The 4,935-nt window shown below is 32.2% G+C and carries 4 protein-coding genes; all 4 read right to left on the bottom strand.

The features are described from left to right. Positions 1–228 precede the first annotated feature (228 nt). Positions 229–885 (bottom strand): hypothetical protein, encoded by a 657-nt coding sequence (locus tag BUB25_RS16230; RefSeq protein WP_139256933.1) that lies wholly within the window; start codon positions 883–885, stop codon positions 229–231. Positions 886–1,311: 426 nt separating this feature from the next. After that, on the bottom strand, positions 1,312–2,079 hold the full coding sequence (locus BUB25_RS16225) for an abortive infection family protein (protein ID WP_072946184.1): 768 nt from the start codon (positions 2,077–2,079) through the stop codon (positions 1,312–1,314). A gap of 151 nt (positions 2,080–2,230) precedes the next feature. After that, a complete protein-coding gene (locus tag BUB25_RS16220) occupies positions 2,231–3,544 on the bottom strand; it encodes an ATP-binding protein (protein WP_072946182.1) in 1,314 nt (437 codons plus the stop codon). A gap of 195 nt (positions 3,545–3,739) precedes the next feature. Continuing rightward, entirely contained in the window at positions 3,740–4,363 is a 624-nt protein-coding gene (locus BUB25_RS16215) for an FEKKY domain-containing protein (RefSeq protein ID WP_139256932.1), read from the bottom strand. Positions 4,364–4,935: the final 572 nt, after the last annotated feature.

Below are 4,935 nucleotides of genomic sequence, written 5' to 3'. Positions count from 1 at the left end.
AAAAAGTACTACCTTAAAAGGCTTTATTTGCATTGTAGAATAGGACAATTTGAAGATTTCAATAGGAAAAAGAGGTTTTTTCACAGCCTGACGTTCTCGCGCTACAGCGGGTTTGGGACTAAATTAAGCCCTGTTTTCGGATTTGCCAAATCATCCCAAATACAAAACCAATTTTCCATTAAGCCAATTGCCCAAATCCGTTGTAGCGTGTGTTACCAGTAGTTTTTTTTAAGTTCGATTTATTATCAAAATCAAAATTAGTCCTAGTACGCATATTATTGTTAGAGCTTTGTCCATACTAATCAAGGGTTTTCTTTTAATAAAACCATAAGGAAGCATTATAAGTCCAATTGCGATAAAAAAATATGACCATTTACTATCGCTATCTTTCAGTTCAGTTCTTAATTCAACATCTATAAAATTTCTCCCATTTTTTGTTAAACCATAGACATCATTATAATCATTCCAAAAACTGTTTTCGTCTAGTTCTGAAACTTCAGATTTCAAAACTTTAAGTTCAATTCTATCTCCCGATTTAATGTTTGATTTAAAAGCTTCGTGATCTGTCGCTTCGTAAGTCATATCAGTAATTTTAAATTCTCTATTGTATTCTTTTGTTGTTAGAATTATATCTCTGTATGTTGTAGACTTTATTTTGTATTCGTCATATTTTGGAGAACTTTTTAGTGTTACATTGATTGAAGCTAATTCGTTATTCGGCAATGAATTATCACGCAAAGCTACATAGAGAAACGAAAATATTATGACTAACGCGATTGAAATAATAATAATTCTATCACTTTTAGTAATAGGTTTATAGGGTTTCAATTTTGATGTTTTCTTTTGATTTTCTCTGTTAAATTGTCTTTTCTCCTGTCGTGTCATAAAATTACTGGTAACTAGCATATAGGTCTGATAAAATCAGACCTATCACCCCAAATTTAGAGAGATAGGTCTGACAGCGGTCAGACCTTATGTCTTATCAAATATATAAATAATTTATTACAAATCGTCAAACAGGCTTTTAATTAACCGCAGGCCTTTCGTGCTTATATAGATCTACATCTCAGTAGTTTTACAACTAGTAATACTGATTACAGATCATAAAAAAAAAGAGGCGCAATAGCCTCTTGAAATTCTTCTTACTCATTTATCGAAAAACCCATAAGGGATGGATGTAGAGCGGTTCCGTTCTCCGCCGCGACGGATCATTACTTCGTCCGTTCGTCCCGATAATTATCGGGACTCGGGTGTTGGATTTTCAAGCCCAACGAACTCTGGCTATTACTCCTGGCTTTTATTCTGTTTTTGCTAAAAAGGTAAGTCGTCGGCTTCTTCAATTATGTTAATTGGTTTTGGAAATTTTGTTTTAAAATATGAATTTAAAAATAGGCCGATAGTTGAAACCGAATTGACAACAAAATATGTAAAAACACTATCTGTTATTAAATAATCTTCCTCAGTTTTACCATGAAAGTCAGTTTTCTCACTTCTTAACTTTTCGATTGATTGACATATAGCCAAAAGAGAACTTCCGATAGTTTTTATTTCAATAGGATGTTCGCTATCTACAAGATTAAACTCTTTTAAAATTATTGTTGTTAATTTGTATAGAGTTTCGGTTCCTTTAACCTTACAATTAATTCTCTCGTCCTTTAGTATTTCCTTAACTATGCTTTCCAATGCTGAATTTGCTAATCCTACAGCAAGACTCGGATCTGTTTCTATTTGCTTATATGCTTTTGTAAAAGTATCATAAGCAGTCTTGTAATTAGATTTTAATTCATTCTTAAATGTTGGAACTGATGGAATAAAGTCAGGCGTATCAACACTTAAATCAATAGCAACTTTCAATAAATCACTACCGGACATTGAATGTAGAGTTCTTAATAAATCAATTTCTCCGCCATCTTTTTGAAAAATATGAAAATTTTCCCAATTATTATTCCATTGGTCACTTTGGTACCATTTGTCTATATAAAGACTTACTTCTCTATAGGATTTATATTCTTCCCAAATGGCATCGTGAACTGATTTTACGAGTTTCATTTGGTATTTTGGTGAAATTAATTCGTCCATAAACTTTAATCTTTTAATTGAATCCTAATTCTTTCCATTTCATCTACTATTTGTTTCAACTCAATTATTGTGCTTATAAATAGCGGTGGTTTGTCTGTTATGATACAATTCAGATGCAATTGTGGTGCAATTGATGCAATTATGATGCAATTCAAAGTCCATAGTATGAGCCTGCCCCCTTAGCGTCTGATGATTTTAAAATTCCCTTGTCAACCAACTCTGTTAAGTCCCTTGTAGCTGTCATTCTTGCAACTCCAAAAATCTCTTGATATTGTTTATTAGTAATTCGTCCATTTTCTTTTACAAACAATACTGCTTTTACTTGTCTCTCATTAATGCCAAGTTTAGTAAGTTGTTCGGCTGATACGTTGTCTTTGAAAAGCGTTATACTAAAACCACCATCCAATTCTTTCATTTCAGGTTCGGGAAGACCTGCTTTTTTACAAGTGTCAATGATTTTTATGGTTCCTCGCCCCCAAGCATCAATATAGCCTCCTTTGAAACATACGTCAGCAATAATCGGGTTGCGTGGTCTTGATGAATGCGAACGTTTTAAAGCTTCCAAAGTTAATCCGTCTGGCAAAGAGCCTTCGTTCCAAATGCTTATTTTGTCATCATACACCCGAATTTGAATAGGAGCACCCATATAATTTCGATGAACCAAAGCGTTCAATAACATTTCTCTTATAGCCGCAACGGGATATTCTCCTTTCTCAATTCGGTGCATTCCTTCAAACTCAATCGGCCTTGTTAGGAATTTATAGTTAAGTTGGTTTAAAACAGCTTGAAGTAAAACGATTAAATTTCCTTCTTCGGTTTCCTGAAATTTTAAGTCGGCATCATCGTTCCCAAATCGACCAATTTTTACAAAGGTGTTTGGATAAAATTTCCCTGGATCTATGCCAAATAAAATCAAAGCAGACCGTTTTAATTGTCCGTTTTCTGTAAGGCGAAGTTTTTCAAACAATTCAGCTAACGGTAATTTTTCGTTTTCGGGTAGGCGACCAGCGTTTTCCGATGCTTTTAAAAATACATTTACTGCTTTTTCGTCAATATCTTCAAAACTTGCTCTTGCTTCAATAACATCATCCCAATTTTTACCTGATTTCTTTAATAAGAACTCATTTAACGATGCTGCTGTTAATTCCTGCTTGGTACTTCCGCTTCTAAAATAATACCTGCCTCTTAATGAAATTGGAACTGAATAAGGATGGGTGATAATTTCAATAAAGTGTTTCCCTGCTTCTTCGTGAAGATTGACTTCAACCATTATCCCAATAGCATTTTTGATCTTATTGGGAATATCATCCATCAGCTTTTTGAAATTATCAACACCTACCACATTACCATTATCATCTTTACCGATAAAAATTACACCACCTTGAGCATTGGCAAAACCACAAACCCATTTCAGGTAGTCATCGTGCCAACTTTGCTTGTATTCTATATTTTGTTGTTCGTGCATTTTTAATTTTTAATTGTTGGTTCAGTTAATGAATTTCATGCTTAAATTTATAGAAATAGAATTAGTTACGAAAGTTATTTAATACAAGTTAATTAGCCGCTGGGATAGCATTTTTTACTTGAAAAACAGCAACATATTGCTCAGTTTAAAAAGTTGTTAATAACTTAAGTCTGCTTTACATAGGAACTCTAGCTGTTAGCGGATGTCTCTTTTTATGTTTTCAATTTCTGTTTGCATTTTATATTCCCAATTTTTTCCGTTTCTCTTTTCTAAATATGATTTTACAGTTTCTGAATATTTTTCTTGAGCTTGGATTTCTACCAAATCTACAATGCATCCTGTGTTTATATATTTAATACCATATTTTTTTCTGATACTATCAATTCTATTTTTATTTTTTTGGGAATACATCGGAAGTTGAAGTCCGCCTGCAAATTTATAAGTGACATTATCGTCTTTTATGTCACGTTTTGCCTCTTTTATTAGTTCGTTTTCTCGTTTAGTTAATTCACTTTTTGTTATTAAATATAATTCTGTGAAATTGTAGATTAAGAATAATAGTAGTAAACAATTTAGAGAAAAGAAAACTCTACTAAACTTACTTATATATTTCAAATTTTTGATGTTAATTAAGCTTATTACAGCAGAAAAAAACGCAAAACTTAAAAATAATATTGACAACATTTTCCATTCGATATATTTCGTACTCCACCAATACTGAAATTTCATTTCAATAGGTGAGAAGTAATCACCAAAAATAGAAACAAGTATTATTACTAATATTATTATTGTATTCAAATAAATGAATTTCTTTTTCATCTGCATTTTTTTTTTGAGATATCCGCTAACTAGCATATAGATCTGATAAAATCAGGCCTATCACCCCACATTTAGAGAGATAGGTCTGACAGCGGTCAGACTTTATGTCTTATCAAATATATAAATAATTTATTACAAATCGTCAAACAGGCTTTTAATTCACCGCAGGCCTTTCGTGCTTATATAGATCTACATCTCAGTAGTTTTACAACTAGTAATACTGATTACAGATCATAAAAAAAAAGAGGCGCAATAGCCTCTTAAAATTCTTCTTACTCATTTATAATAGACCCCATAAGGGATGGCTTGACATACATATTAGAACGAGTAGGGGATAGCAGTTATTTTTACTTTTTTCCTTGATGAAAAAAGTAACAAAAGAATACTCAGGTTAATATTTAAATTTTTGATTTCGTGACCCGAGCCTGTAAGGCGAACGGATGAAATAATCTTCGATTTCAAGCCTGAATAGTTGCTCCCGATAGATTCTGTGTTGATTTCCTAATAAATCTAAATTTTATTTTTATCGGGAAGCTTTTTTTTATGTTTAATATTCTTAATTTTGTCGTCTA

The organism is Flavobacterium granuli (genome assembly GCF_900129705.1).
Classification (GTDB): Bacteria; Bacteroidota; Bacteroidia; order Flavobacteriales; family Flavobacteriaceae; genus Flavobacterium; species Flavobacterium granuli.
The sequence above is the reverse complement of the archived record's forward strand: the minus strand, read 5'-3'. Positions and strand labels throughout refer to the sequence as shown.

Bases quoted from the DNA above. Each gene is read 5' to 3' on its own strand.
- BUB25_RS16230 (WP_139256933.1), bottom strand. From the start codon at position 885: ATGACACGACAGGAGAAAAGACAATTTAACAGAGAAAATCAAAAGAAA.
- BUB25_RS16225 (WP_072946184.1), bottom strand. From the start codon at position 2,079: ATGGACGAATTAATTTCACCAAAATACCAAATGAAACTCGTAAAATCA.
- BUB25_RS16220 (WP_072946182.1), bottom strand. From the start codon at position 3,544: ATGCACGAACAACAAAATATAGAATACAAGCAAAGTTGGCACGATGAC.
- BUB25_RS16215 (WP_139256932.1), bottom strand. From the start codon at position 4,363: ATGAAAAAGAAATTCATTTATTTGAATACAATAATAATATTAGTAATA.